This window comes from Nonomuraea sp. NPDC004186 (assembly GCF_053603495.1).
Window position 1 is genome coordinate 1 of sequence record NZ_JBSGFQ010000148.1, and the last position, 26,750, is coordinate 26,750.

At 68.5% G+C, this 26,750-nt stretch carries 23 protein-coding genes and 3 pseudogenes; 14 read left to right on the forward strand and 12 right to left on the reverse strand.

The window, feature by feature from the left end; genetic code table 11:
* A partial coding sequence (locus ACWEPL_RS57505; RefSeq protein WP_452441673.1) for a BTAD domain-containing putative transcriptional regulator occupies nt 1-1,684 on the reverse strand: 1,684 nt, incomplete at its 3' end.
* An 18-nt stretch (nt 1,685-1,702) separates the two neighbouring features.
* Nucleotides 1,703-1,957 (reverse strand): annotated as a pseudogene (locus ACWEPL_RS57510) (AfsR/SARP family transcriptional regulator); the annotation flags it as partial.
* Nucleotides 1,958-2,481: 524 nt separating this feature from the next.
* Here ACWEPL_RS57510 and ACWEPL_RS57515 point away from each other — a divergent pair.
* The 3 genes from ACWEPL_RS57515 to ACWEPL_RS57525 all read left to right on the forward strand — a co-directional run bounded on the left by ACWEPL_RS57515 (nt 2,482) and on the right by ACWEPL_RS57525 (nt 5,433).
* Nucleotides 2,482-2,889, forward strand: a complete 408-nt coding sequence (locus ACWEPL_RS57515) for a hypothetical protein (protein WP_452441660.1) — start codon at nt 2,482-2,484, stop codon at nt 2,887-2,889.
* Entirely contained in the window at nt 2,867-3,637 is a 771-nt protein-coding gene (locus tag ACWEPL_RS57520) for an LVIVD repeat-containing protein (RefSeq protein ID WP_452441661.1), read from the forward strand. Before ACWEPL_RS57515 ends, ACWEPL_RS57520 begins: the two co-directional genes overlap by 23 nt.
* A 155-nt stretch (nt 3,638-3,792) precedes the next feature.
* Nucleotides 3,793-5,433, forward strand: coding sequence for an IS4 family transposase (locus tag ACWEPL_RS57525; RefSeq protein ID WP_452441662.1), 1,641 nt, complete (start codon nt 3,793-3,795; stop codon nt 5,431-5,433).
* Nucleotides 5,434-5,511: 78 nt separating this feature from the next.
* Here the strand turns inward: ACWEPL_RS57525 and ACWEPL_RS57530 are convergent, their stop codons facing one another.
* From ACWEPL_RS57530 to ACWEPL_RS57540, 3 genes and pseudogenes are all read right to left on the reverse strand, one after another.
* Nucleotides 5,512-6,189, reverse strand: a complete 678-nt coding sequence (locus ACWEPL_RS57530; protein WP_452441663.1) for a hypothetical protein — start codon at nt 6,187-6,189, stop codon at nt 5,512-5,514.
* Nucleotides 6,190-6,719: 530 nt separating this feature from the next.
* Nucleotides 6,720-7,427 (reverse strand): annotated as a pseudogene (locus ACWEPL_RS57535) (ISL3 family transposase); the annotation flags it as partial.
* A gap of 700 nt (nt 7,428-8,127) precedes the next feature.
* The gene (locus ACWEPL_RS57540) at nt 8,128-8,472 is read right to left on the reverse strand and encodes a hypothetical protein (protein WP_452441664.1); all 345 of its coding nucleotides are present in this window, start codon (nt 8,470-8,472) and stop codon (nt 8,128-8,130) included.
* 596 nt (nt 8,473-9,068) lie between these two features.
* On the opposite strand from ACWEPL_RS57540, the gene ACWEPL_RS57545 reads away from it, so the two are divergent.
* Nucleotides 9,069-9,425: an integrase core domain-containing protein gene (locus tag ACWEPL_RS57545; RefSeq protein ID WP_452441665.1), complete on the forward strand. Its 357-nt coding sequence runs from the start codon at nt 9,069-9,071 to the stop codon at nt 9,423-9,425.
* A 464-nt stretch (nt 9,426-9,889) separates the two neighbouring features.
* On the opposite strand, the gene ACWEPL_RS57550 is transcribed toward ACWEPL_RS57545, so the two are convergent.
* The 3 genes from ACWEPL_RS57550 to ACWEPL_RS57560 form a co-directional block, all read right to left on the reverse strand.
* Nucleotides 9,890-10,066, reverse strand: a complete 177-nt coding sequence (locus tag ACWEPL_RS57550; protein WP_363985871.1) for a hypothetical protein — start codon at nt 10,064-10,066, stop codon at nt 9,890-9,892.
* Nucleotides 10,067-10,524: 458 nt separating this feature from the next.
* A complete protein-coding gene (locus ACWEPL_RS57555) occupies nt 10,525-11,298 on the reverse strand; it encodes a methyltransferase domain-containing protein (protein WP_363985869.1) in 774 nt (257 codons plus the stop codon).
* Between the two features lie 578 nt (nt 11,299-11,876).
* Complete coding sequence (locus ACWEPL_RS57560; RefSeq protein ID WP_452441666.1) at nt 11,877-12,608, reverse strand: hypothetical protein; 732 nt, start codon at nt 12,606-12,608, stop codon at nt 11,877-11,879.
* Between the two features lie 1,268 nt (nt 12,609-13,876).
* On the opposite strand from ACWEPL_RS57560, the gene ACWEPL_RS57565 reads away from it, so the two are divergent.
* Nucleotides 13,877-14,227 carry a PaaI family thioesterase gene (locus ACWEPL_RS57565; protein ID WP_452441674.1) on the forward strand — a complete coding sequence of 117 codons (351 nt, stop codon included), beginning with the start codon at nt 13,877-13,879 and terminating at the stop codon, nt 14,225-14,227.
* Nucleotides 14,228-14,288: 61 nt separating this feature from the next.
* On the opposite strand, the gene ACWEPL_RS57570 is transcribed toward ACWEPL_RS57565, so the two are convergent.
* A complete protein-coding gene (locus ACWEPL_RS57570) occupies nt 14,289-14,750 on the reverse strand; it encodes an Lrp/AsnC family transcriptional regulator (protein WP_452441667.1) in 462 nt (153 codons plus the stop codon).
* Between the two features lie 71 nt (nt 14,751-14,821).
* Between ACWEPL_RS57570 and ACWEPL_RS57575 the strand changes: the two genes are divergently transcribed.
* Entirely contained in the window at nt 14,822-15,778 is a 957-nt protein-coding gene (locus ACWEPL_RS57575) for a DMT family transporter (RefSeq protein ID WP_452441668.1), read from the forward strand.
* A 122-nt stretch (nt 15,779-15,900) separates the two neighbouring features.
* Here the strand turns inward: ACWEPL_RS57575 and ACWEPL_RS57580 are convergent, their stop codons facing one another.
* Nucleotides 15,901-16,467, reverse strand: coding sequence for a hypothetical protein (locus tag ACWEPL_RS57580; RefSeq protein ID WP_452441675.1), 567 nt, complete (start codon nt 16,465-16,467; stop codon nt 15,901-15,903).
* On the opposite strand from ACWEPL_RS57580, the gene ACWEPL_RS57585 reads away from it, so the two are divergent.
* Together ACWEPL_RS57585 and ACWEPL_RS57590 are read left to right on the forward strand one after the other, a co-directional pair.
* Entirely contained in the window at nt 16,402-16,548 is a 147-nt protein-coding gene (locus tag ACWEPL_RS57585; protein ID WP_452441677.1) for a hypothetical protein, read from the forward strand. The genes ACWEPL_RS57580 and ACWEPL_RS57585 overlap by 66 nt on opposite strands.
* A 1,315-nt stretch (nt 16,549-17,863) precedes the next feature.
* The gene (locus ACWEPL_RS57590) at nt 17,864-18,565 is read left to right on the forward strand and encodes a hemerythrin domain-containing protein (RefSeq protein ID WP_452441669.1); all 702 of its coding nucleotides are present in this window, start codon (nt 17,864-17,866) and stop codon (nt 18,563-18,565) included.
* Nucleotides 18,566-18,615: 50 nt separating this feature from the next.
* Here ACWEPL_RS57590 and ACWEPL_RS57595 read toward each other — a convergent pair whose 3' ends face one another.
* Nucleotides 18,616-21,858 (reverse strand): BTAD domain-containing putative transcriptional regulator, encoded by a 3,243-nt coding sequence (locus tag ACWEPL_RS57595; protein WP_452441670.1) that lies wholly within the window; start codon nt 21,856-21,858, stop codon nt 18,616-18,618.
* 752 nt (nt 21,859-22,610) lie between these two features.
* On the opposite strand from ACWEPL_RS57595, the gene ACWEPL_RS57600 reads away from it, so the two are divergent.
* Together ACWEPL_RS57600 and ACWEPL_RS57605 are read left to right on the forward strand one after the other, a co-directional pair.
* A complete protein-coding gene (locus ACWEPL_RS57600) occupies nt 22,611-22,898 on the forward strand; it encodes an Lrp/AsnC family transcriptional regulator (RefSeq protein WP_363985849.1) in 288 nt (95 codons plus the stop codon).
* Nucleotides 22,899-22,991: 93 nt separating this feature from the next.
* Nucleotides 22,992-23,177 (forward strand): annotated as a pseudogene (locus tag ACWEPL_RS57605) (helix-turn-helix domain-containing protein); the annotation flags it as partial.
* 327 nt (nt 23,178-23,504) lie between these two features.
* On the opposite strand, the gene ACWEPL_RS57610 reads toward ACWEPL_RS57605, so the two are convergent.
* Nucleotides 23,505-24,353 carry an LLM class flavin-dependent oxidoreductase gene (locus ACWEPL_RS57610; protein ID WP_397374138.1) on the reverse strand — a complete coding sequence of 283 codons (849 nt, stop codon included), beginning with the start codon at nt 24,351-24,353 and terminating at the stop codon, nt 23,505-23,507.
* Between the two features lie 88 nt (nt 24,354-24,441).
* Here ACWEPL_RS57610 and ACWEPL_RS57615 point away from each other — a divergent pair, with 88 nt between their 5' ends.
* From ACWEPL_RS57615 to ACWEPL_RS57630, 4 genes are all read left to right on the forward strand, one after another.
* A complete protein-coding gene (locus tag ACWEPL_RS57615; RefSeq protein WP_363972962.1) occupies nt 24,442-24,921 on the forward strand; it encodes a MarR family winged helix-turn-helix transcriptional regulator in 480 nt (159 codons plus the stop codon).
* Between the two features lie 1,065 nt (nt 24,922-25,986).
* Nucleotides 25,987-26,142: a hypothetical protein gene (locus ACWEPL_RS57620; RefSeq protein WP_452441671.1), complete on the forward strand. Its 156-nt coding sequence runs from the start codon at nt 25,987-25,989 to the stop codon at nt 26,140-26,142.
* 194 nt (nt 26,143-26,336) lie between these two features.
* The gene (locus tag ACWEPL_RS57625; RefSeq protein ID WP_452441676.1) at nt 26,337-26,561 is read left to right on the forward strand and encodes a DUF6461 domain-containing protein; all 225 of its coding nucleotides are present in this window, start codon (nt 26,337-26,339) and stop codon (nt 26,559-26,561) included.
* On the forward strand, nt 26,558-26,750 hold a 193-nt coding region (locus tag ACWEPL_RS57630), incomplete at its 3' end, for a DUF6461 domain-containing protein (RefSeq protein ID WP_452441672.1). The genes ACWEPL_RS57625 and ACWEPL_RS57630, both read left to right, overlap by 4 nt.

Sequence of the window (26,750 nt, forward strand, 5' to 3'; positions counted from 1 at the left end):
CCCTGTTCAGCTTCCGGCTGATCGTGCGGACGGTGGCCAGGTAGTGACGCAGGAGCCGGCGGAGGGCGAGGTGCCGTACCTGCAGGGTCTCCTCTTCTTCGGCGCGCTCGCGGGCGAACAGACGCAGCAGGTCGTGCAACCGGTAGCGGTTAGGGACGTAGTTGTCCACCAGTTGCGCATCGACCAGGTGATCGAGCAGATACTGCGCTCGTTCCTCGGGGAGATCGGCCAGCGCGGCCGCGGCGGACAGGCTGACATCAGGCCCGTCGAGCATGCCCAGCATCCGGAACATCCGCGCCGCGGCCCGGCCCCGCAGATCCCCGTGCAGATCCTGGTAGCTGGTCTGGAAGCTGGCCCGTACCGCCCGATCGTCGACACGCAACTCGTCCAACCGCCGCCGGCTGTTCTCCAGCCGGTTGACCAGGATCGCCAGCGACCAGGCCGGCCGAGCCCGCAATCGTGCCGCCGCCAGGCTCAATGCCAGGGGCAGACCACCGCACAGCCGTATCACCTCGACCGCCTCAGCGGGCTCGGCGGCGACCGTCCCCTCTCCCACCATGGCACGCAGCAGGTCGAGGGCCTCTCCGCCAGACAGCACATCCAGCGCAATCTGTACGGCGCCCTCGAAGGAGGTGAGCTTGCGTCGACTGGTGATCAGCACCGCGCACCCGGGGCTACCGGGAAGCAGCGGCCGAACCTGCGCGACGTCGCGCGCATTGTCCAAGACGACGAGTATGCGCTTGCCGTAGGTCAGCGAACGGAAGCGGCCCGCGGCCTCCTCCAGCGTCGCGGGTATGGCCGAGTCGGCCACGCCGAGCGAGCGCAGGAAGCGGCGTACGGCCTCCATCGGCTTCACTGAGCCGGTTTCCGGCGTATGGCCGTGCAGGTCGATGTACAGCTGGCCATCGGGAAAGTCGCCGGCGACGGCATGCGCGATGCGCAGAGCCAGCGACGACTTCCCGACCCCACCGAGCCCGCTGATCTGGCAGATCCGCAGCCCGTCCGATCGGTCCCCGCTGAGCATCTCGTACGCGCGCGCCAACTCGGCCGATCGCCCCGTGAAGGAGACCGGGCCGGCAGGCAGCTCCGCGGGCACCGGCGGGAGCGGTACGCGTTGCTGCTCCGCTGCCGGGCGGCCATGACGCACGAGAACGGTAGCGGACTCACCGGCCGATACGGTGAGGTCGTCATCCTCCAAGATGCGCTGGTGCAGCTGCTGCAGCTCGCTCCCGGGATCGATCCCCAGCTCCTCGACCAGCCGCCCGCGCAGGTCACGGTAGGCGGCCAGCGCGGCTGCCCGTCTGCCGTCCTGGCACAGCGCCACCATCATGAGCTTGACCAGCCGCTCCCGCAGCGGATGCTCGCTGATGAGCAAGGCCAGCTCGGCGACGGCCTCCCGATGCCGCCCCAGCCGCAGGTCGATCGCAACGCGCTGCTCGACCGTGCTCAGCCGCTCTTCCTCCAATGTCGCGCCGTACGTGTCGCGCAGCCAAGCACCCGCCACATCGGCCAGGAACGGCCCCTGACACAGGCCCAGCGCCTGTCGTAGCAGCTCGCTCGCCGTGGCAGGATCGCTCGCGTGCGCGGACGCCACCAGGTCCCGAAAGCGCAGCAGGTCCACCCGCGCCGGGTCGAGGCTCAGCCGGTATCCCGGCGGAGAGGTGGACAACTCGACGTCGGACATCTGAGCGAGCAGTCGTCGGAGCCTGGATATGTATCCCTGAACGGCGTTGCGCGCCGAGGGCGGAGACTCCCGCTCCCAGACCGCCCTCATCAACCGATCGAGAGGAACCGTCCGACCCATGTTGAGTAACAGCATCGCCAGCACCGAGCGCTGATGCGGAGTGGCGGGCCCGACGAACGTGTCACGCGCCCAGATCCCAACCGGCCCCAGCAGGCGGAACTCTACGTCGTCCAGCTGGCGCGTCTGTGGGAATCGGCTGTCAGACGCCGCCATACCCTCGCACGCCGCACGGCTCCAGGGCGGGCTCTTCACAGCTCATGACGATCATTGTAGTGCTCGCTGCGTGCATAGATCGTCACATATGTGGCGGCGCATGCCGCACTACGTGGACACATGTGATCTTCAACGACAGGACTGCCCGCTTAAAGATGATCTTTCGGTCGATTTTACGGATGGTCGGCTTGGCTGGTCCCGCTCTTGATCGTCTACGTGAGGAGAGTCGTGGAAGTCCAACGACAAGGCCTCGGGGTGTCGCGGCGGCAGGCGTTGCATACCTCGCTGACGGCGGCCTCCGCCCTGGCGGCGACCCAGACGGGCGCGACGCCGGCACGGGCAGGCGCGGAGGTGGCCCAGGCGGCCCCGGCATCGGCGCAGGCCGATGCGGTGACCGCGGGTCCGCGTGGTCAGTTCGCCCGGAAAGTGGAGGTAGTCGGCTACACCGATATGGATCACCGGCCGGCCTTCAAGATGGCGATCCGCCGTGTGGGAGAGCGGTGGTACCTGTACACCGGTCACTTTTGGGACTCGGGCTGGAGCGTCGTGGACGTCACCGATGCGCGGCGGCCGGAGGTGGTGGCGTTCGTGCCAGGGCCGAAGGACACCTGGACGCTGCAGGTGGATCTGCACGGCGACATCATGGAGACCCCCTGGAGCAGATCTTCCCCAATTCCGGCGGCGACCCGGACGCGGCCTTCGAGGAGGGCCTCTACATCTGGGACATCAAAGACCCCGTACGCCCCCGCAGGCTCGGCCACTACACGACCGGCGGCACAGGGACGCACCGCAACCTCTATCCGGGCGGCCGCTACGTGCATGTGGCGGCGGGCGTGAAGGGATTCCGCGGCAACATCTACACCATCGTCGACATCGAGCACCCGGCCCAGGGAGGTGGGGCGCTGGTGGGTGCCGGGACAGCGGGACGGTGAGGAGGGCACGCCCGCGCCCGAGCTGCCGCACCCGCACGGCTTCTGCTGCGCGAACGGCGCGGACGTGTCCCTGCACGGGCCCCCGTACGTCACCGGCGACCTGGCCTACCTGCCCTACGGCGCGGCCGGGCTTGTCGTGCTGGACATCTCTGACGTGACCGAGCCGAAGCCGGTCGGGGGGCTGAACTTCAGTCCGCCCTTTCACTCCCGCTTCGGGGTGCACGGCGTGCTCCCGATCCCGGACAGGAGGATCGCGTTCGCGAACTCCGAGAACGTGTCCTACGGCAAGGGCGCCGCCCCGCACGCCTCCATCGTGGACATCTCCGACCCGGCCAACCCCTGGCTGCTGTCCCTGCTGCCGACGCCCGAACCACCACCCGGAGCGCCGTACCCGGACTTCTCGAGCAGGGGCGGCTGGAGCGGTCCGCACAACATCAACCAACACCAGCACCACCCCGACGTGCAGAAACAGGGCGACCTGTTCTATGTCGCGCACTTCAACGCCGGCCTGCGGATCTATGACGTCTCCAACACCCGCCTGCCGCGCGAGGTCGGCTACTTCGTGCCCCGGACCCCGTCCGCAGGTACGGCCCGATGCCCGAGGGGGAGTTGGTGGCCCAGACGGAGGACGTCGTGGTGGACACCCGCGGCAACATCTACATCTCCGACAAGAACCAGGGCATCCACATTTTGCGCTACACCGGCTGACGCAACCTCACCCGCACCTGCCCGGCCCGGCCGCGCATGAGTGGTCCAGCTGAGCTTCCCCCAAGGCCAGGTAGTTAAAGTCGCCGTGATGCTGTCAAGCACACGAGTTCTCAGGACATGGCAACGGAGATCCAGTAGAACGGTGATCTTCCACAACCAGCCGTCGAAGAACTGGACCTCCGTTGCTTGCCGAGTATGCCAGCTCTGCTGTTTCCCGCGCTTTCGAGACGGGCTCTTCGCCCCGCTCGGCAGCCGGAAGATTGTTCGCTCCCGGGCATCTGGGGGGAACTGACCGCGCTCGTGCCGTTCGAGCTCGTCGATGCGGTCCTTGATGAGACACGCAACGTGCAGCGTCGTCTGCGCGCTCTGCCCTCCCGTGTCGGGGTCTACTTCCTGCTGGCGATGTGTCTGTTCCCCGAGGTCGGCTACCTGCTGGTCTGGCAGAAGCTGACGGCCTCGCTGACCGCTTTGCCGGTCGTGACGCCCACCGCCAAAGCCCTGCGTGATCTGCGCCGCAGGGTCGGCGGCGCGCCGATGCAGCGCCTGTTCGAGGTGCTGAGCGGACCGCTGGCCCAACCCACGACGCCCGGAGTACGGTTCGGGGCCTACCGCACGGTCTCCTTCGACGGCTGCAGTTCTCTCAAGGCCCCCGACACCGCCCGTAACCGGGCCTGGCTGGGCCGCCCTGGCCACGGCGGCTATCCCCTGCTGGAGCTGATGACGCTCGTCGAGACCGGAACGCGGGCCCTCATCGGCGCGGTCTTCGGCCCCACCGGCGAGGGCGAGAGCGGCTATGCCCGCCGCCTGCTGCACCTACTGAAGCCGGACATGCTCGTGTTATGGGACAAGGGCTTCGACGGCAACGCCTTCCTCGCCCAGGTCAGCGCCACCGGCGCCCAGGTGCTCGGCCGGCTGCGCAGCAACCGGCGCACCCCCATCCTGGCCACACTCACCGACGGCTCCTACCTGTCCGTGATCGGCACCCTGCAGATCCGCGTCATCGAGGCCCGCGTAACAGTGACCTGCGGCGACGGCACCACCTTCACCGGCACCTACCGCTTGGCCACCACATTGACCGATGCCCGCCGCTACCCGGCCGCCGCCCTGGTCAGGCTCTACCACCAGCGATGGGAACACGAGTCCGCCTACTACGCGCTCCGCCACACGATCATGCAAGGGCGGATCCTGCGCTCAGGCGACCCCGCCGGCCTGGAACAGGAGATGTGGTCGGTGCTCACGCTCTATCAGCTCCTTCGCACGGTGATGGTCGACGCCGCCGAGTCCCGGCCCGGCACCGACCCCGACCGCTGCGGCTTCTCCATCGCCCTGCACGCCGCCCGCGACCTGGTAATTCAGCCTGGCGACAACCCCGGCAACGCCACCGGCCTGGTCGGAAGCATCGGACGCCGCGTCCTGGCCGCGCTGCTGCCACCCCGCCGCCCACGTGTGAGCACCCGCAAGGTCAAATCACCCATCTCCCGCTACAACGAACGACTCGACGACGGCAGACCCGACCACAGCCGCACCATCACCAACCTCGACATCACCCTCCTGCCACCCCCACCCACACTGCCTGCCACGTCCCGAGACGAGCGACCCATCGCCGCGGCCGACCGCCGCAGACAACAACAAGTCCTGGCCCTCCTTCACCAAAACCCCAACCGCCCCTGGAAGGCCCGCGACATCGCCCAACACCTCGGTGATGTCACCCTGAACACGATGTATCGGCAACTATCGCGCTGGGCAGCCAGCCGACTCATCCACAAGATCAAACCAGATGTCTACACCGCCGAGCCGACCTCAGCAGCGCTCTTGCCAGCAGCCCAGAAATCTTAACTACCTGGCCTTGGAGCTTCCCCCAGTTCTCCGGACACTTGACCTGAGGTCACCCTTGATCATCAGGAAGGATGTCCTTCATGCCCGCACCTCACCCTCCCGAGTTCCGGCGCCGCGCGGTCGAGCTTGCGCGCCAAGGTGACAAACCGCTTCTCCATCTCGGCTTCGGCTCTGGGTCCGGTGAACCCGAGCAGGATGTCGTCGCAGTACCGGACGTAGCGCAGCCGCCGGAAGCCGGGATCTCGGGGATCCCCGCTGGGCATGCTCCACAACTGCTTGCGCAACTCCCGCGCCGTGGCGTGGTCTCCGCGCTTTGTGCGCCCGCTCTCTGGCGGCGCGCACCCTGGCATAGGCGGTGTCCTGCCTGCGGATCCGCTCTCGGGTGCAGTGCGGGATCAGAACCTTCTCGACGAAGTCGTCCAGCAGGAGCCGTACCACTTCGTCGACGAGCTTGTCCGACCACGGCGGAAGACCCAAGGGTCTGGTTGTCTTGCCGTTCTTCTTCGGGATGTGGATCCGCTTGACTGGGCTCAACCGATACCGCTCGTACCACAGCGCCTCGATCTTGCCGATCGACATGCCGTCCACGGTCTCCCCAGAGGCCCCGGGCGTCATCGCCCCCTTGTTGGCGTAGATGCGCCCGTAGGCCAGCAGATACAACTGCGGGTTGAACAACTGCCGATATAACTCCTTCAACGGCAGGCCACGCCTGCCGCGCTCACGCAGGACACCCAGCACCGTTTCGGCGCTCTGCATTACGCATACCTCCCGACCCTGAGGTGTCCGATCACCTGGCCCCCTTCGCCCTGCGTCCGGCTCTTCCGGACTCCTTGGCCGGTCGTGACTCCGGCGACTACTACGAGGCCTCCGTCGCCATAGAACTCGCGTCCCGTAGGCGATCCCATGTTCGTCCTGGCCGTACGTGACAGCGTGAGGTAGGCGTTCCACTCAACTCCTTCAATGCCCTCACTGGGCCTCGCTCCGCGCTCGGAAAGTGCCCAGGTCATGGCACTAAACCCGGGCAGAGCGCGGCGTCGGCTTCGGGCGTCGATTTCCGACGGATGCGACCTTCCATCAACTGGAGATTGGGATTCAGGCAATTCAGCTTTCGCCATATCACGCGGGTCCCACGACGCGCCGTCTCCAACGCCTGAGCACGACCGCCGCTTCAATGACATGCTGCTGTCCCTTCACCTTTCGGATCCAGGTAAGCCATCGGACCCAGGAACCTCCTTCCAATTCCCCCCGGCTGAGCCGGGGATACGACCGGGCGTCATGGCGCACTGCCACCGGTCGCTGACCTGCACCGCATCCGGCAAAGCGCGTCGAATCGCCTCGCCGTAGGCGCCCGACCCGTCACGGCAGACGATCTCGACTCCGGGGTGGCATCGCAGCCAGGCCTCCAGGACGGCGGCACCGCGCCCGGGCAGCACGTCGATCCGCTCGCCGGTCTCGGCGTCGGTGAGGATGGTGGCGTAACGGTGGCGGCGCTTGAGAGCGAAGTTATCGACACCCAGCACACGCGGGATCCGCAGCGGTGGCCGCGGCAGCCGCATGAGCAGGCGCAGTGCCGTGGACCTGGAGACCGCGACGGCCAGGACCGCTGAGAGCCGAGCCCCTGCCCGGCCGGCCAGCTCTGTGACCACGGCGCCCAGTTGGCTCGTGAGCCGACGAGTTCGACGCTGGTAGCGCTCGAGCAGCCCGGGGACCTGCTCACGAAACGTCTGCCGGCCACATTCCCATGCCGGGCAGAGCAGACGCCGTCCCTGTAGCGACACCACCACCCGCCGCCCGTCGACCGGGACATCCGTGACCGTTCGGCTGGCGTAGCCGTGCACCCGACCGGTCAGCGCCCCACACACCGGGCATGGCGCCGGCTCGTCGCGAGTACGGGCCATGACCCGAATGAGGTCGTCCTCGTCTTCTACTGCCTCGGTGACCAGGACAGACAGTCCCGCAAACACCACACTGGTAAGATCGTCGATCTTCAGCACGGCCCAGCCTGGCAGGCATCACGCCGCGCATCACCGATTACGGGCCAGTGCCGTTAAGTTGACACTCCCCATGTCAGGCGGAGCGCGAGCCCATAGAGCAACCCCGGGTTGCTCAGGTCTTACGAGGTCGCCGCTACCAGGGCTAGAAACATATAAGGTCACCCACTGTGCTCAGTTTGAACCAGTCGTTTTGCCCATGCCCGACTCTCGCGGTGGCGCAAGCCCCGGCTCGTGGTTTCGTGCTCCACTTGCATTCCACCCATGTTCCGGTGCCCGCGCTGTTTTTGTAGTTGTTCTGGCAACGCCATATAGAACCGCCGCCGTTCTGCCTGTGCTGGCCAAGCTTGAAATAGCCGCTGGCCTTCTTGCTCTGTACGTAGGTTGCGTTCCGGTCGCTCCGATAGCACATCACCGCGTCTGAGATGTCGTTTTGGGGTCCAAAGCAGCGCATATTTCTGCCGTTGCCTCCAGAGAAGACCCGGCTATGGCTGACCTGCGTACCGACCTTCCAGTACGTAGAGGCAGCGCTCGCTTGGGACGCGAGTCCGACCGAGAAACCGGCGGCAAGGGCTATCGCCACCGAGCTTGATAGCAGGTGTCTTCCGGTGAGTCGCATTTCGTATCCTTCCTTGCACGCTTTGAGATTCAGCTTAGAATTGGCCGCTGAAAGGCCAGTTAAATGCCGCTGAAATGGCGCCGGTCAGGCGCTTGGGCCGATGTAGCGCAGCACGTAGATGCCTTGGTTCTGTCGGAGATGTAGATATAGCCGCGCCGGTCCACGGCCACGTCCTCTGTCTGGGCCACCAGGCTGCCTTCCGGTATCGGCCCGTACCTGCGGGTGGGTCGGGCGGCACGAAGTAGCCGACCTCACGCGGAGGCGGGTGTTGGAGACGTCGTACACCTGCAGCCCGGCGTTGAAGTGCGCGACGTAGAACAGGTCGCCCTGCCGCTGCACGTCGGGATGGTGCTGATGGTGGTTGATTGATGCCAGAAACTCGGTGATGGGGTTGACGTGTGGTTCGCTGCTGGTGTTTAGGTCGAGCATGATCGCTGTCCATGGCGTTGCGTCTGCTTTATCTGATCTTTGTCCGTCTCGCGGGTTGGTTGGTGCTCCCGGGCCGCTCGCAGAGGTCGAAGGAGGTGGAGATCCTTGTCCTGCGTCATCAGCTGGCGGTGTTGCGTCGGCAGGTGGCCAGGCCGCGGCCGTCATGGGCTGATCGGGCGCTGATCAGCGGGCTATCGCGACTGCTGTCTCCAACTGGTCGTCTGCGGTTGTTCGTGACGCCAGGCACGCTGTTGCGATGGCACGCTGATCTGGTAAGGCGCCGGTGGACATTCAAGTGCCACAGCCAGGGCCGGCCTCGCACACGTCCTTGAATCCGGGTCCTGGTTCTTCGCCTGGCCCGGGAGAATCCGCTGTGGGGGTATCGGCGGATCACCGGAGAACTCGCCGGTCTGGGCCACCGGGTTGGCGCCTCCACTGTGTGGCTCATCTTGAACAAGGCCGGCATCTACCCCGCACCGCGACGCACGGGACCGGCTTGGGGTGAGTTCCTGCGCGTTCAAGCCTCAGGGATCTTGGCGTGCGACTTCTTCCACTGTGACACCGTGCTATTCCAACGTCTGTACTGCCTGGTCGTCATGGAGATCTCCACGCGTCAGGTGAAGTTCATCTCCATGTTCGACGAGGTGTTCACCAGCGAGGGCCTCTGCATCCTCCAGACGCCACCACGGACCCCGCAGGCGAACGCATTCGCCGAACGCTGGATCGGCGGTCTACGCCGAGAGCTCCTTGACCGGATCCTCATCGTCAGCGCCCGGCACCTGCGGCGCGTGCTGGCCGAGTACGAGACGCACGTCAACGAGCATCGGCCACACCGCTCTTTAGGCCACGCCACTCCGCTACGCGCTCTTCCCGACCCTGCCGAGGCCGATATCAAGGTCATCCGACGTGATCGCCTCGGCGGCCTGATCCATGAATACGCGCAGGTCGCATAGGGCGGCCGAGTTTCTGGCACCCACAAGCTGATTGGTCTGACGGTGACCCCGGTACTGTGCCCGACACCAGGACAGCCTGACAGCCTCACAGCGCGCTGCGCAGCTCAGGGCCCGGACTGCGGTCGGTCCGTCCGGGCCCTGACCGAGGTACTGGCAGCACTGCGCCCACTGATGTTCGAGCCGTAATCCTTGCGCGCACACCCGCCGTGACCAGGAGACTGATCCCTTCGGCGTTACGTGGTCTGCGCCCCTGTTACAACCAGGCTCCCACCAGCGGCAATCTCACGATGGTGAGGGGGCCCGGATGTGAGGTGGCGCGGCACAGCGAAGGGGCCCTCGGTGGTCGGCCTGGCGGAGGTCGCCGGCCTTGAGGGGCGGACGCGGCGGCCACAATGGGACAGCAGACGACGAACACCCCCCGCCCGGCGTTGAGGACGGGGGTGCCTGCCCTTCGTTGCGGGACGTCAGAAAACGATGGTCCACCCTTCGCGGTTGGCCTGGTCTGCGGTGTAGGCGACCCCATGAATTTTGAGCCCGGCGTCATCCAGGAGGGTGATCGCGCCGCCGTTGTTGCCCGGCTGCAGCGCTTCGCTGACCGGCACCACCAGGGTGGCCCCGGCCGCGAGCGGCCCGGCCGGCAACGCGAGGGTGCGCTTGGCTCGAGTCCGGGCGGGTCTTCGATCGCGTGTGGCCGCCTGAAGTCGCCCTGGCAGGTCCCTGACTGCTCTCCCCTTCAGTCGGCCAGGTAGGAGATCGAGCGAACCTCGTAGCCGGCGTTCCTGGAGCCGCGTACGTGCATCAGCATCGCACCGCCCTCATAGGAGTAGGCGCACGAGTAGCCCTGCGGCTCCTTGCTGCAGCCCTGGAAGAAGCGGGTGACGCCGCGCGGGTCGTAGGTGACCTTGAAGTTTCGCCACCAGGCGAAGGGCGCAGTGTTACAGGGGGACGGCCGGTCGGGTCGCGCTGGGCGTTTCAGCCCGGGGTCGGGGAGGACCGCCGCATCGCTGCGGCGGTCAGGCTCGGCATGCTGAAGCCATCGTGACGCTGGCCTGCGCCGTGTTCACCGGCCTGTGGCTGACCGCGGCCCGGACGTCGCGGGCTATCCCGGGCGGCGTCCCCATGCCGAGATCAGCGGAGCGAGGGTGAGGTCGAGCTCGCCGGCATCGATGGCGGCCAGGTGCGCGTCGATCTCGGCGTCGTGGGCCAACCCGTCGGCGAGCAACTCGGCGCGGACCATGCGCACTGTCGCGGTCTCCAGCCGGTCGCAGGCTACCCCGCCGACCGGGAAGCAGCCGGCCGCCGTGACATCGACCAGGCCGGCCGCACGCAACGCCCGCGGCAGCGTACGGCCGTAGCGCAGGTCGGCGCCGCGGCGGGTCATCAACTCCCGGACGGCGCGCCGCAGCCGGTTGGCGCGCTGCTGTGCCGGGCCAACCTCGTCGAGGCAGGCCAGCGGCTGCAGCTCGGTATCGGCGTCCTCGACCAATAGCCAGCCACCGGGGCGCAGCGCCGCCACCATTGTCGCCAACGCCCGGGCACGGTCGGGGACGTGGACGAGCACGAGCCGGGCGTGTACCAGGTCGAATGTGCCTGGCTGCGGCGGCGGGTCCCCGACGATGTCGTGCCGGAGCACCTCGTACCCGCCGTGCGGGTCCAACCAGGCAGGATTGATGTCCGTGGCCAGCACGTAACCGGTTGGTCCGACGGCTGTGGCGAGTGCCTCGGGAATGCTGGGGCCTCCGGCACCGACTTCCCAGCAGCGCCAGCCCGCCTTCACTCCGAGCCGGTCGAAGTGTCCCCGTGTGACATCGTCGAACAGCTCGGCCAGCCAGGTGAACCGCTCGCCCGCCTCCGTCCGGGCGTTGTCGAGCAAGTAGCAGTGGTCCGGGGCAGACCGGGGGGTGTGCGGCGATGGGGGGCCGGATCCCGCGTCAGCAGTATTCACCGCCCCGACTGAGGTTGTGTCCGGCTCGGACCCAGGGTCGGCGAGGGGTTGCGATGAACTCATGCCTACATCCTCACGACCTTCCGCGTGCTGTGTCAGCGCGACATGGAATGAAACCAGACGGCCTCCAGGACTGGCAAAGATCGAGGATCGGACCAGATTTTGGCACCGTGCCACTACACAACGAATGCGGTCGAAGTACGCCAAAACGCGCCGCGTGGCGTAGGCCCCAGTTCTCAGTGTTGGTGTCGCCGGGCCGCTGGGTCGTGTTCGGCGGTGGTGCGGGCGAGGGTCTCCTCGCCGAGGCGTACGTAGCGGCCGAGGCTGGCCAGGTGCTGGTGGCGGCTCCTGGCCTGGAGTTCGGGGGGTGGTGCGGCCGGCCACGACCGCCACGGCCTCCACCATCACCGCTTCCTCGAGCATCTCATCGGCCAGCAGCCGCGTTGTAGGTGGCATCCTGCAGACGGGCCTTGACGCGTTCGAGGGGGTCTGGGCGGTGGGCGGGCTCAACCGTCTTCTGGCTCGTCGGGGTATGACCCGAACTCGCGCATGTACTCGTAGAAGGCGTCGTCGTCCCAGGGCCGTTCGAGGAACTCGGGTTCGAAGGCGTCGTCAGGGATGTCGAGAGATTCGGAGTACTTCAAGAGCATGATCATGAAGTTGCACGCCTCACGTACCGCGCCGACGGCGTAGGCCATCCTTTGGAGCTCCGCCGCCAGCAGCACCGGCCGCGCCTCGACCCGTGCGCCGAGCACGGCGTCGAAGTCGGTCAAGCGCAGTAATTGCCCGTCCCGGGTGCCGATGAACACCTCGATTGGATCGCCGCCCTCGTCACGGCGAAGCACGAAATCGGACACCCGTACGCGCAACTCCACGGACTGGCCGGGAGCCTGAGCCACCACCTCTCGCAGGTCCGCGCCATCCAGAAAGATCCCCACCAACTCGGCGACGCTGCACAGCGCGATGCCCTCGGCGTCGAAGACCGCAGCGCCCGCAGACAACGGAATGGTCTGACTGTCCCCATTCCGGCTGACCTGCCCGGAGACGGAGATCAGACGTTCTCGAATCAGGTCGCGAAATTCCAGGTGCGGCTGCCCCAGCCGACCGAGAGGCCCGTCCGCGGGGATCGGCCTTTCCGGCGTCACCAGCTCAATGCCGTAGTAACGGGCCTTGGCGACCGCGCCCGCGGTGAAACCGCTGGAGGAGACCATTACCATCTGATCCAGCTCCAAGTGCATCTCGGAAGTCACGCCTTTTCGTGTTTCTATATTTTACCTACATTCCGCGTCGAGAGGCTGCACAAATGCCACTCGCCGCCATATAGATTTTCTTGCCATTGCCAAGCCGTAGAAATTCGGCTTTGCTATTCAGCGGGGCCCGACTTCTGGCGAAGGAGAACGCGTATGAAGACATGGGTTCGTACGGTGACAGCGATCGTGGTCATCGCAGGCACGATGACGCTGACCTCCTCACCTGCGCACGCCAGCTCTTGCGGGTGGTGGTCGTCCTTCTTCGGTTGCACAACCCGGGCCGCGAACGCTGGCGACCTGGCCTCCCTCCTCGGCCTGGCAGGAGGGCTGGGGAATACACCCATCCTGCACCGGTAGGCGGAGGGCTGCTTCCCTTCGGGCGATAGAACGGCCCCGCCCTTACGGGGTGTATTCGAGGGGTCGTCGCAACACGGTGATCGCTCACTGGCGGTGGCCAGCATAACGAGCCGACTGGGTTTCCGTATCCTCTGAGTTGCGGAGGATACGGAAACCCAGGAGTCGCAGGCGAGAAGAACGCCCACGTGGGTGCCACGAAGCCGAGCGAGATCAGGCCGGTTCGGTAGCCTCGGTGAATGGTGAAGATCTTGGTCAGGTGCGCGTGGACGGGTCGAAGCCGACCACGGCCGCCCCCGCCGTGAGGAACGCCCGTCTCCACGGACACCACGTCATACCTGATCCTTTCGCAGCGCGGTCACGTCGCGTCGATAATCGCCGACGGCACCCGGCGACGCCACCCGAACGAAACCGGATGACATGCACAAAAGGGTTACCACGGCGCTTCGGGCCTCGACGGCGAGCCGTGGGGCAGGCGAGCATCATCGGGGCAGGATGGACCGATGATGCCCGCCTGCCTGGCCGGCCTACATCGCCCTCGCCCCGCGTGGTCGCATTGTCGCTGCAACATGCTGTGAAGATCAGCCAACGTGCCACACGTGAAAGAAAAGATCATCTTGCTCTGACCAGCGAGAAGAGGTCGTCAACCCAAGATAACGATTGAGACGACCTGGAAAAGGTCCGGTCGACCTACACCGAACAAGGCACCTCGATCGCAGCCCTCGCCCGCGTCCACGGAGTCAGCCGCGCCGCCATCCGGACCGCACTGGGCGACCTCCTGCCCGATCAGAGCGTCCCATCCCCTTGGCCAGCCTGACCCAGGCTGACCGAGAAACACCCCTGTCGACCTGCGGCTCAGCGCTAAGCGCTAATACCCGGCCGGATCTTCCCGCTGCCCCAGGCTGGCCCACATCGCTCCCGGCCGCGTCGTGATCACGCCGCCCGCCCGGCCCGAGGTGACCCAGCAGAACGGCTACGTCCACGCCGGCGCCAGCAGCGCCATCGCCGACAGCACCGGCGGCTACGCGGCCTTCACCCTGTTCCCCGAGGGCACCTCGGTCCTGACCGTGGAATACAAGATCAACCTGCTCGCGCCCGCGGCCGGCGACCACATCGAGGCCGTCGGCACCGTCCTCAAGCCCGGCCGCACCCTCACCGTGTGCTGCCTGGAGGTGTTCGCCACCCACCAGCAGCAGCGCACACTGATCGCCACCGGCCAGCAGACCCTCATCTGCGTACCCGAACGCCCCTGAAAACGCCACTGGCCGAGGCTTCGGTTGCCGCTCAACCCCTGGGACCGGGGCGGTTCCGGCATCACAGGAGAGGGAGCGGAGAGGGGGTCTTGATCTCTTGGAGGTGCAGGAGAGTGGTGACGCGCTGGGCGCCGTGCAGGGAGAGACGGAGCAGAATCCGCTGGAGGTCCGGGACGTCGCGGGCGGCGATGAGCAGGATCATGTCGATCTCTCCGGTGACGACGTCGGCGGAGAGCACCTCGGGGATCGCCTTAAGGGTGTCGGCGAAGGCGCGCTCGGTCTGGGGGGTGTGCCGGGCGAGCGTGATCATCACATAGGCCTTGAGGGGGAATCCGGCCTGTGGGGGGTCCAACTCGGCCCTGATCCGCCTGATCACTCCTGATTCCTTGAGCCTGCGGACGCGGTGCAGGGTGGCGGCGGGTGAGAGCCCGACCAGCCGGGCGAGTTCCACGTTGGTGCGGCCCGCGTCCTGCTGGAGCTCGGTCAGCAGCCTGCGATCAATTTCATCAAGCGAATCGGCCATCTCACAAAATATAGTTGCGCATACAGGATCCGGTGCCGATTCTTCGGTCGCACGTTGCTGATCCTTGGGGCATGACGACGAATCGTTCGGCGACCCTGTCCGCCCTCATGGCAGCCGGAGTCCTGTGGGGGGTGACCGTCCCCCTGATCAAGATCGCTCTCGCTGGCTGGGGTCCGGTCTGGCTGACCGTCGTACGCTTCGCGCTGGCCGCGGTCCCGCTCCTGTTCGTGGCCGACCGAGCCCGTCTTCGACGGGCCGCCTCGCCCAGGGTGGTCTTCTGGGGCGCGGCCGGCTATGCCCTCGTGATCGTCCTGCAGGGGCTGGGAATCGAACGCACGAGCGTCGCCCACGCCTCACTGATCATCGGCCTGACCCCTCTGCTCGCCGCGATCGCCACGGTCGCGCTGGGCCGTGCCAGGGTTGGCCGCACCGCTTGGACGGGCTTCGCCCTGGCGTTCGCGGGCATCGCGCTGGTCGCCACCAGCGGTGGCGGCTCGGCCTCCCTCGGCGGCGACCTGCTGATCCTGGTCAGCGTTTTGCTCAGCGCCACCTTTCTGCTCGCTCAGGACCGCCTGCTGGTCGACCGCGACCCGCTCGCCGTCACGGCCGTGCAGTTTGCCGCCTCCGCCTTGCTGGCCGCCCCGCTGGCCGTAGCCGTCGAGGGCGCCCCGGCCCTGCCGTCGTCGACCGCCCCCATCGTCGCGGCCCTCGCCCTGACCGTCCTCGGCACCCTGCTCCCGTACGCCCTGTTCGCCTACGCCCAGTCGCGTGTCTCGCCCGGCCTCGCCGGCGCCTTCCTCAACATCGAACCGGTCGTCGGCTTCGGTGCGGGCGTCATCGCCTTCGGGGACCCCTTCGGCCCGCTCCAACTGCTCGGCGGTCTGACGGTCCTGGCGGGCCTGGCCCTCACCGCCGCCCCCGGCCCAGACCAGCCCCCTGCCCCACCCGAGCCACTACCCGTCCTGGGGGATCAGGCCGCCAGGACGAGGTCGAGGCGGCGGCCCATGTCGATGTCGATCGTGCCGTAGAGGTTGGCGTTGGACCAGAACAGCGGCGACAGGCCGCGCTTGTCGGCGTCGGTCAGTCTCTGCTGCCAGGCGGGGTCTTTGAGGACGGACTGGACGAGCAGGGTGTTGATGAATTCTCTGAACTAGTTGATGATCTTGTTCGGGTCGACGCTGATGGTGCGACCGGCGACGTCGCGGAATGTCGGGGTGCCGAGGTTCACGGTGGCGGCAAGGCGGGCGAGCTGGTCGAGCTGGGCGAGTTTCTGTTCCGCTCCGGCGAGGCTGACCTTGAGTCCTTCGACTTCGCCCAGCCAGTTCTCCCGTTCGGCCTCGGCGATGCGGGCGAGCAGGTTGTTGCGGATGTCCACGATGCGTTGACGCTGGCCCGGGTCCGGCCGGAGGAGGCTGCAGCGTAAACAACTGTCCTCGTGAACGCAGCCGGTGCCGTAGGCGCGGCCGCAGTCGCCCAGGGCGACGTGCCGGCGTTCGAAGTGGCCGAGAAACTCCTCCCATTCTTGATCGGTGGGCGTGCGGTATTCCTCGCTGGGACGAGTCCCGCGGCGGCGGGTGATGAAGGCGCGGTGCCCCTTGATGACCTCCTCGGGATAAACGGCCTTGTAGCCCATCGTGGTGTTGATGTCGCGATGACCGACCACGAGCTGGGCGATGTGAGGTGGCCTCCCGTTCATGATCGCGTCGGTGATGAACAGGCGCCGGAAATCGTGTGGGGTGAACTTCAGCGGCTGGTTGCTGGTGTCGGTGAGACCGGTGCGGGCCAGAGCCTGCGTTGAGCAGCGCCCGGATGCCGGAGATAGGAATCGGCCGGTTCTCCACTCCGATCGGTCGTTGAAACAGCAGAGGCATGGGTGGATTCCAGACTCGCTCGTGGATGTCGTAGGAGGCCACGAGCGGGACCGCGCCGCTGGTGTCCCGGACGCGGCAAATGATTGTGCTGAGCACGTCGGCCAGTTCGGGGCTGATGACCAGCAGCCGTTCGGCGTCGGTCTTGGACGGAGCAATGTGCACCAGCGGGATGAGTTCGCCGGTGCCGGGCAGTCGGTATTGCACCAGGCTGTGATGCGAAAGTTCGGTCAGTTCCTCGACCCGGATGCCGGTGTGGCGGAGCGTTTCGACGATCGCCCAGGCCCAGAACGCCTTGTGCTCCTCCATGGTGAGATCGCAGCGGTGGCCGGTATCGGGGTCGTCGGCCCAGACCTTGGCCGCGGGGTTCTTGGTAACCGACCGGCACCAAGTGTGCCCGGCTGCGGTGAACTGGCTGCCGGGGGCCACTGCTTGTGCGGCATGCAGTCGTTCGGCGGCCTGCCGACGATGCTCATCGACGGTCCGCGCCAGTGTCGGCAAGACAGGGAGGCGTTCTCGGGTGCGCTGATCCATGCGGGACTTGCGGCTGGCGTGTTCCTTCCTGCGGGACATCTCTCAACGCGAACGGGGCAGGGTGCTGCCCAGATGCCCCACCGGGCCGGGTCGTCCATGGCCCATTCGGCCAGGTCGAGGTAGAAGGCCCGCACGATGGCCAGGTGGTTGAGGCCGTGATCGGCGCGCGGTGTGGGACGACGCCGGCCTGACCGGCTGAACCTCACCCCGGCGGCACCTGACCCGGATGCCCGCCGTCTCGCCTCCCGGGCGCGTTCTGGGGCTCATGTGAACCCCTGCGGCCGGTTCCGCCTTGACATGGAAACCCGGCTCGACCTGACGTTGCCGTGAGCGGGTCCCCGCTTCACTGCCGGGTGCGCCGCGGCGGCAACCCCGGCGAACGCGGGGCTCTCCAGGATGGCCTCCGGGGAGGATCGGACCGGATGTTGGCGCTACAAAAGCGATCTTGACGACGATTCGGTGACGAGGGCTGTTTGCCCTGGTTGAGAGCCCTAGCGTGCCTGCTCATGCCTGGGGATTTCCTCTCGAATGAGCAAGTGACCCGCTATCGCCGGTTCCGGCCTTGCGGTAGAGCGGCGACTCCTGCGGCAGGCTCCCTCGTCCTGCGCGCTCTCGGATCAAAGGTCTTGGGCCGCTCTTGAGCCCGGCGTTCCAGAACGGCCCAAGGGCGGGCGGTCACGATGGCGGCACATCGTAGAGAAGGAGCGCATCGTGCACACCGCCGACCACCCGAACGTCCCGCAGATCATGCTGCCCGGCCAGGCCGCCGCCGCCCCCGGGCCGCTCGACATGGCCAACATGTACCTCGCGCACTACGGCTTCCGCCGCGACCTCGGCCACCTGCTCACCGCGATCGGCCGGATCCGCCTCGACGACCGGCGGCGCGTCTCAGCGCTGCGCGAGCACCACGCGTGGGTCCTGTTCGTCCTGCACCACCACCACACCGCCGAGGACGAGAAGATCTGGCCGCGGCTGCGCGAGCGGGCCCCGGGGGCGATCGGCACGATCGACGCGCTGGAGGCCGAGCACGAGGCGTGCGACCACTGGATCCGCGAGAGCACCGAGGCGTTCCAGGCGTTCGACTCCGGACCGTCCGAGCAGGGGCGCGAGCGGCTCACGACCGCCCTGCGCACACTGGCCGACACCCTCGGCGCGCACCTCGCGCACGAGGAGACCGACGGCATCCCGCTGATGATGGCCCACATCACGCCGGAGGAGGACGCGGAGATGCACAAGACGATCATGAAGGACTACGGCCTGCGCAAGCTAGTCAGGCTGGTCGGCTGGACCAGCGCCGAGGTGCCTGCCGACGTCGAGGCCCACCTGCGCGCGACCGCGCCCCGGCAACTGCTGATGATCTCCAACCTGGCCGGGAAACGCTACCGGCGCCGCACGGCCTACCTGTGGGGCTGAGCCGGTCCTCTGGGGCTGAGCCGGTCCGGTAGAGGTGAACCGGTCCCCGCCTACTCGCTGGGCTGGGCCAGTTCCCGTTCCACGCATTCGGCGTGCTCGGCGTGCCGCCGCGCCGCCCCGATGTCGCCCAGGGCCTCGGCCAGCTGCGCCAGCGACCGGCTGACCGGCCACAACAGCATGCCCAGGCCGGAGATCCCGATGCGGTCGGCGTACGGGGACGCCTCCTCGTACAGGGCGGCGCAGGCTTGCCGGTCGCCCAGCGCGGCCCAGAGCTCGCAGCGCAGCACCAGCCAGCACAGGTACACGAACGTGCGTGGGATCGGCGGCTGCCGCTCCCACGGGCCGAGCGCCTGCCGGGCCTCCTCCAGCCGGCCGCTGACGACCAGGTAGTGGGCGTACAGGTCGAGGTTGAACGGGTCGAGCGGCTCGTGCGACATGTCCATCGGCGGCCGGACCGCGTCCGCCGCCCCGAGGCGCAGGCGCATGACCTCCACCACGTACGTGATCCCGGCCGTGCTCGACTCCACCCCCCACATCGAGGTGGCCCGCTGCTCGGCCGCGGTGGCCGCGAGCAGTTCCTCGGCCGCGTCCAGGTCGCCCTGCTGCACGAGCAGGCCGAGCCGCAGCCAGCCCAGCATGATGCGCAGATACGGCATGTGGATACGCCCGATCAGCCGCGCCGCCTCGGCCATCGGCTCCCGTGACTCCCGCACCCGGCACAGCTCCAGCAGCGTGCCGGCCTGGCAGATGAGCCCGATCGCGCGTAGCTCGTCGTCGCCCGCCTCCCGCCCGGCGCGGGCCATCTCCTCGCCCGCCTCCAGCCGCTGCCGCGCGTGGTCCGGGTCGAGCAGCCCGTAGTAGCGGGCGAACAGCACCCGGCCCAGCAGCGTCGCGTCGTTCTCGCGGCGGGCCAGCCGCACCGCCTCGGCGCTCCATAGCTCCCGCTCGGCCGGGTCCCGGCCGGGCTCGTAGTACGTCTGGAGCGTCAGGCAGGCCAGCACCCGGGCGCGGGCCGAAGGCTCCAGCCCCTCTTCAGCGGCCAGCTTCGCCAGGTCTGCGACTAGGTCCGGATCGTGGTCGCCATAGACCTTCCAGGGCTGCAGGATGCGGCCGCCGTACCCGGTCGCGGCCTCGATCAGGCGCCGCCGGTCGCCTACCTGCCCGGCCAGATGGCGGATGCGCGCCAGCTCGGCCTCCTGCCCCAGCGAGTCGCCCGCCCCGAACCTGGCCTCGGCCAGCGCGAACAGCAGGTCCATCCGCTCGGCCTGACTCGCCGCCGGGTCGTCCTCGGCCACGCGGTCCGCCCGTTCGAGCAGCTCGACGGCCGCGTCGTACGCGCGCAGCCGCTTGGCCTCCTCGGCAGCCCGCCACGCAGCCCGCCACGCCCGCGCGGTGTGTCCCGCGGGGATCGCCAGCAGCCAGTGGTGCGCGGCGGCGGCCAGCCGGTCCGAGGCCGGGCCGCCGGTACGCGACTCGATCGCGGCGGCGACGGCCGCGTGCAGCCGGGCCCGGCTCAGCACCGGCACCACCTCGGCGAGCGCCTCCTGCACCAGCGCGTGCACGAACAGGAACCGCCCGGGCCGCCCCTCGGCCAGCAGCTCCGCGGCCATGGCAGGCTCCAACCGGTCCAGCGCCGTGCCCAGGTCCAGCCCGGCGGCCTCAGCCGCGACCGTCACGTCGAACTCCCGCCCGGCCACCGCCGCCACCCGCAGGAAGTCGGCGGACGGCGCGGGCAGCCGGTTCACCCGGCCGAGCACGACGTCGCGCACGCCCAGCGGCAGCGTGCCGCCGCCCGGCGATCCGGCCCGCAGGTAACGCACCAGCTCGGTGACGAAGAACGGATTGCCGTTCGTACGCTCCCTGAGCCCCCGAACGTCCGCGCCCTCGGGAGCCAGCCCGGCCAGGTCGGAGGCGGACAGCCCGGACAGCGGCAGCCGCAACGCCTGCCGCCGCGCCAGCGCCTCGAACGCCTCGGCCAGCGCGCCCTCAGGCGGCGGCCAGGTGCGTGCCGTGCCCACCACGGCCAGCCTGCCGCCCAGCACGTACCCGGCCAGGTAGCCCAGCAGGCGCAGCGAGGAGCGGTCCGCCCAGTGCAGGTCGTCCAGAACCACCAGCACCGGCTGCTGGGCCGCGGCCAGCGCCCGGGCCGCCGCCTCGTAGGTGCGGAACCGCGCGCCCTCGGGGTCGTTGCCGGTCGCGGAGTTGACGCCGGGCAGGTTCGCCCGCACGTCGGCGGGCAGCGGCGGCAGCGTGTCGGCCAGCCGCTCCAGCACCGCCACCCACGGCCAGAACGCCGGAGCGCCCTCCGTCGCCGCGCACCGCCCCACCGCGACCGTGAACCCCCGGGCGCGGGCCCGGCTCACCAGCTCCTCGGCCAGCCGCGTCTTGCCGATCCCCGGCTCCCCGGTGATCAGCGCGAACCCGGGCCGGTTCGCCGCCGCCGCGTCGAGCAGCCCGTCCAGCGCGGCCAGCTCGTCCTTCCGGCCCGCGATGCCGCGCCCGGCCGGTTGGAGTTCGGGCATGGGCGGCCGCTGGGGGAGCAGCGCGGGGGACTGGCCGAGGATGTCACGTTCCAGCTCGCGCAGCTCCTCGCCCGGGTCGATGCCGAGCTCCTCGGCCAGGATCCGGCGGGCCGTGCGCAGCGCCTCCAGCGCCTCGCCCTGGCGGCCGCACCGGTAGAGCGCCAGCGCCCGCAGCGCCCACAGCTGCTCGCGCAGCGGGTGCTCGCGCGTCAGCATCTCCAGCTCGCCCAGCAGCTCGCCGTGGCGGTCCTGCCGGATCACCGCGCCCACGCGCAGCTCGCGGGCCCGCTCCCTGGCCTCGGTGAGGCGCGCCCTGACGGCGCCCACGTACGCCTGGTCGTCCAGGTCCTGGTACGGTTCGCCGCGCCACAGCGCCAGCGCCTCGCCTGCCAGCCGTTCCGCCTCGGCGGGCTCGGCCGCCTGCTCGGTCTGCCCGACCAGGCGCAGGAAGCGCGCCGCGTCCACCTGATCGGGGTCGATCGCCAGCGTGTATCCGACCGGCCCGAACGTCAGCAACCGGCTCTGCGCCCTGGCCGGGCGTCCCGGTTCAAGCAGGCGGCGCAGGTTGGACACGTACGAGTGCAGCGACACCTGCGCCTCGGCCGGTGGCTCCTCGCCCCACAACCGGTCGATCAGCGTGGCCGGGGATACCGGCCTGCCCTCGGCCAGCACCAGCACGTTCACCAGCGCGCGCAGCTTCGGCGCGCCGATCCCGCACGGCCGCCCGTCGTCGCCGACGATCTCCAGCGGGCCCAGCACACGAATGTCCAATGCCCTACCACTCCCACGAAGTCGTCGTCCGATCTTACGATGGGGTGGCCGGAGACGGTGTAGCCGAGGTGGTTGTACACCATCTGCGGTGGGATCATGGGCGATGACGAGCCGAGGTTCGGCTACGGCCAAGGACGGCGGCCGCCCTGGAGCGAGCGCGATCACGATGCCGAGCAAATCCGGGACGCACTGCGTGCTGCCGGGCTGATGGAGTGCAGCGACAGCCGGGCCGGGTTCGTGGTGGAGGGCAGGGGCACAGGGCGCCCCTTCCTCGTGGCTTTCGCTGGGCCCGAGAGCCGGGCCGGGGAGCAGATTGCCGCGCATGCGGCGGCGCTGAGGGCGGCCGGGATGCGGGCCGAGCCCGGCGCTGCTGGATGGGGTCGGCCCCCGCGGTGATGCGGGCTGAGGTCTCCTCGCCCAGGCGCACATAGCGGCCGAGGCTGGCCAGGTGCTGGTGGCGGCTCTTGGCCTGGAGCTCGGGCGCGGTGCGTCCGGCTTGCGCGAGATGCTGCAGCGCCGAATGACGCAGCTGATGCAAGGTCCACCCCCGGCGGTGTGGGTCGAGCTTGGCCGAGGCGGTCTTGAACAGGTACTCGGCGCGCGGGTAGGACAGGCGGCCCCGCCCGGTGACGGGACAGACGTCGCCGCACGCTGGCGCGCGGCGACCGGAGGAAGGAGCGCGCCGGTCTGCCAGGAACACCCGCCCGCAAGTGCGGTCTGCCAGCAGGCGGGGCAGCAGCCGAGCCGTTGCTGTGGCCCAGTGCACGTATTCGTTCGAGCACCACTACGCCTTCGCCGACCGGATGCGCTCGGACCCGCAGGTCCAGCAGTGCTATCGGGTCGCGGGACCGTGGGACTACGTGGTCGTCCTGGCCGCGCGGAGCACGCGCGATTGCGGCCGACTCGGCGACCGCCTGTTCAAGGCGGACGACAACATCAGGCGATACGAGACCCTGGTCGTCTTCGACACCATCAAAACCGGCCTGGCCCTCGCGCTGCCCGCACCACAGCCCTCTCGACCACAAGACAAGCGGCCATAAGCAGGACGACCAGGTGAAGACCAGAACTAGTGACAGGCGTCACCGTCACCAGCGACGGCTGGGGACCACACGAGAGGCGCTGGGCGGCCGCCGGCGATGACCGACGAGCAGATCCGGCACGCCCGCGACCTGCTCACCCGTCCGGTGAATACCGTCTCCTCCATCGCCCGGCTGCTTGGCGTCAGCCGCTCGACCATCTACAAGTATGTCCCCGAGCTCACGACGACGGCCCGTCCTGCCATCGGTGAGTCGGCAGCGGAGCTCGAAGCAGGCCGCTGATTATCCCAGCTCAGAGCAGGTTCGGCGGTTGGTGGCACGTTGGTTAACGGCACCCCGGTGTACTGAACAGCACGCGGGGTTCAAGGTCCCAGCCGGGTCAGCCGAGATCACGCTGGCAATCAGTGGTTGATGCTTGGGCATCTGTTAAGAACTGCTGATTGCCGGTCGGTGTGCCGGGGAACTCGGCGCACTGTGACATTGTGACGGCAGCTCGCTAACTCTCATCAGGACCCTCGCCGAAGTGCGAAGAGCGGTGGAGGAGCGCAGGACAGTCGCCATGACGTGCGGAAGCGGGCCTGCGGCCAGACAGCGCCCCGACTTGGTGAGCTATGCCGCCCTGAGGATGGGGACGACGTCCGACGCCAGCCGCTCCGCCTGCTGCCTGAAGTCCCCCACAGGCATGAGGTTCATCGAGGAGAACCCCAGCCCGGCGAACGTGAGCAGCCGCTCGGCCACCTCCTCGGCGCTCCCGGACACCACTCCTTCCGACACCTGAGACTCCCCCACGCGAACCGGAATGTTGTAGACGCAGGTCACCGTCCTTCCCCTCGCCTCGGCAGCGGCCAGAACCCGCGCTCGCAGGGCCGCGGCCTGCTCCGGCGGCGCGAATCCGTACGACGGGATCCATCCGTCGGCGAGCCGCCCGGTGGCCTCCAGGGCGCGCTTGCCGTACGTCCCGAGCCAGATAGGAATCGGCCGGTCGGGTTTGGGCTCGAGGTCGGCACACTCGGTGTGATAGCGGCTGCCGTGGAAGGTGAAGGTGGGCTCCGACCACAGCCCGCGGATGATCTGGATGCCCTCCACCATGCCGTCGACCTTCTCCACCGGCGAGGGCACGCCGAGCCCGAAGGCCCGGAACTCGTCATCGGAATAGCCGCCGCCGAGGCCCAGGATGAGCCTGCCGCCCGAGAACCGGTGCAGGCTCTCGGCCATTTTCGCCACCATCGCGGGCGGCCGGTACGGCATGCCGAGCACCCTGGTGGCCACCTGGATGCGTGACGTGGCGGCCGCGACCCAGGTCAGCAGCGTCCACACTTCGTACGTCGGTACGGCGCCGCAGGGGTGGTCGGAAGCCGACACGAAATCGAACCCCAGTTCCTCAGCCACTCTGGCGTCGCCCACCGGATCCGCGCCTGGCGCGGCCGAAGTAGACAGGCCCAGCCCGAACATGCGCATATCCGTCGACCCTTCGTCATGGATGTTTACATGTAAACCTAAGCAATGAAGTTGGTTACATGTCAACTAAACCCGCTAGGGTGGAGGCATGGCTGAGCCGAGATGGCTGGACACCGCCGAGTTCCGCGCCTGGATCGGCTACCGGCGGATGCGACTGCTGCTGGACGCCGAAGTCGGCCGCGACCTGCTGGCCGACTCGGGACTGTCCATGCCTGACTACGACGTGCTGTCCGCGCTGACCTCGTCAGAGGGGCACCGGCGACGGCTCACCGAGCTGGCCGACCGGATGCTCTGGTCCAAGAGCCGGCTCTCGCGCCACATCAGCCGGATGGAGCAGCGCGGGCTCGTCGCCCGCGAGGAGTGCGAGAACGACGCCAGGGGCGCCGTCGTCGTACTGACCCCGGATGGATTGCGCACGATCCAGGAGGCCGCGCCCTTGCACGTGGAGTCCGTCCGGCGGCATTTCATCGACCTGCTGTCCCCCGGGCAGCTTGACGCCCTCGGCACAATAGCCGAGAGCGTGCTGGCCCACCTGGTCCCCGACGGCGCGTCGGGGATGGAGCGGTAGCGACGTACGACGCCGACAGCGGCCGGCGCGGCCGGCAGCGGGGCACCGGCCGGAACTCCGGGGCGGTCGGTGTCGGCGGCCAGACCAGTGTGGATGATGATGGTGCGGCCCGTTCATGGCCGGCGAGATCAGCGTCGCGGGCTTCACGCTGAAGGGCTGTGTCGTCGCGGGTACGGCCCGGAAGGAACAGCGGAACGGAAACGTTCGCCCGCCACGCCCCAAGTCAGCGGTTCACGGGTTGCGCAGGAAGGGCAGGCCCGCATCAGCGCAGGTCAGGCAAATCCGTTGGAAATTTCCCCAGGGCTACAGCGAGGCCGTAGAAGACGACCGAGGCCGAGCGCGCGGCAAAAGCGGAGCGCCGGGCCGAGCAGGCGGAGGCAGGCACCAGGAAGCCCGGCAGGAGACTAAGGGACGTACGCGAGGAGCTCAGGGAGGTGCGCGGCGAGCTGACGGCAGTCCAGCGGGAAGCCGGCGGCGCCGCGGTCGCCCTGGCCGTGGCCAAGACCGACCTCGAGGCGGCCGAGCGCAAGGGAACAGGACCTTCAGCAGCGCCCTCCAGCGCAGAGCAGCAGGCACAGCGTTCACGTCCCGACGACGCTGATCAGCGGGGGCAGAGGTGAGCCCGATCATGGCCTCATGTGCCCACCTCGGCTGGTCGACATTTTGCCCTACTCACTGAAGAACAATGACAAGATGCCGCTGCGGTTTAGGCAACCAGCCGCGGCGAAAGGCGACACGATGACCGACTCCAGCCGCATAGTTCCGGCGTCACGGCGGGTGCACGGACACCGGCCGACCTCCGGCCGGCCGCTGAGGCCACCGATGACGTTCCGCCCCGGCGCGGTAGCGGCCATCCTTGCCGCGGGCAGCGCTGGATGAGCAGCCGCGGCGATCGTCCTGCTCCGGGACGGTCACGCGGGCCGGGCGTAGGACCTGACCGGACCGCAGGCGCTCACCCACCGGCAGCAGGCGGAGGCGATCGGCGCCGGGCTCGGCCGTGCGACCGCGTTCGAGGGGCTGACCTACGGGCAGGCTCGCCGGGCCTACATCGAGGGCGGACTTCCGGTGGAGGCCGCCGAGTTCGTCCTGGGCTACCAGGCCGAGTACGCGGAGGAGCCCCCGGCGGTCTCGCCCACGTTCGAGCAGGTGACCGGAAGGAAGGGCCGGACACTCGCGCAGTGGGCGGCCGACCACGCCACTGAGCTGGCTCTGGCCGCCTGACGGCCAACGGCGCAAGGTGGGGCGGTGCGATGGGGTCTCGGCCCGCTCTGGAACAGCAGGTGCGCGCGGAAGGGTGAAGTGGGCCCGACTATGTCGGTAGGGCCTGCCAAGATCGCGACATGACAATCGACGCGCTGACGTCGTTCCGCTGGCTGCAACCGCCGTAGGGCGATCGCGGCAACCTCCTCGGCGAGATCTACTGCGTGACCTTGCTGCGCGGGCTCGACCCGGCCGAGGTGCTGCGCCGGTTCGGCGCCCGCACGAGCACGCAGATGAGCTTCGTCGAGCTGGACCTCGCGGTCTCCGACTTCGCCATGGTGACCGGCGGCGGTGACGGAGGTGGCTATGTCGGAGCGGTGTCCGTCTTACGACATGACACGCCTGCGACTACTTCCACTACGCCGTCGACGGCATCGTGATCATCGCTTTCGACCCGACCGCTCCCGAGCATCGCTCCGGTGCCGACACCGACCGGCTTGCTGGCCTCATGCGCGAGTTCGGCCTGCCATTGGAGGAGAGCTCGGACGAGGAGTGGGACCAGCGCTACGACGGCCTGTCCGAGCATGGCATCGCGCGGATGTTCGCGATGGCGGCCCGCCTCACCGGCG